Genomic DNA, 592 nt, shown 5'->3' with positions numbered 1-592 from the left:
CATGGCGATCCGGATGAGTTCGTCAGGAGGGTCGACACGTTCGGGCCGTGAGTTGATCTCGACCGCGGGTCCCGACTCGGCACAGGCCTCGAATACCTTGTGGGCGTCGAACTTTGACTGTGCCCGTTTACCGCGGCCGCCGGCCACCAGGCGACCGGTGCAATGCCCGAGCACGTTCACGTACGGATTGCGGGCGGCGGCCACCATCCGCCGGGTCATCGGTCCGGCATCCATTGCCAATTTGGAATGCACCGAGGCCGTGACGATGTCGAGCTGGTTCAGCATGGCTTCGGTCTGGTCCAGCGAGCCGTCGTCGAGGATGTCGACCTCGATGCCGCGCAACAGCCGGAACCGGTCACCCAGGGCGCTGTTCATCTTGTCCACGACACCGATCTGTTCGGCCAGTCGCTCGGCGGACAGTCCGTTGGCCACGGTGAGCCGAGGGGAGTGGTCGGTCAGGGCCAGCCAGCTGTGATCGAGTTCCATCGCGGCCAGGACCACCTCGTCGATGGGCGATCCGCCGTCGCTCCACTCGGAGTGGCAGTGCAGGTCGCCGCGGGCGGCCTCGTAGAGATCGCCGCCACCGGATGCC

Annotated in this window: 1 protein-coding gene; it reads right to left on the bottom strand. The window is 66.4% G+C overall.

Annotated elements, in window-relative coordinates:
- On the bottom strand, positions 1-592 hold a 592-nt coding region (locus PV363_RS17855), incomplete at both ends, for a PHP domain-containing protein (protein ID WP_301023101.1).

This window comes from Mumia sp., assembly GCF_028803055.1.
Classification (GTDB): domain Bacteria; phylum Actinomycetota; class Actinomycetes; order Propionibacteriales; family Nocardioidaceae; genus Mumia.
Note: the sequence above shows the minus strand (reverse complement) of the source record. Positions and strands in the feature narration are given on the sequence as shown.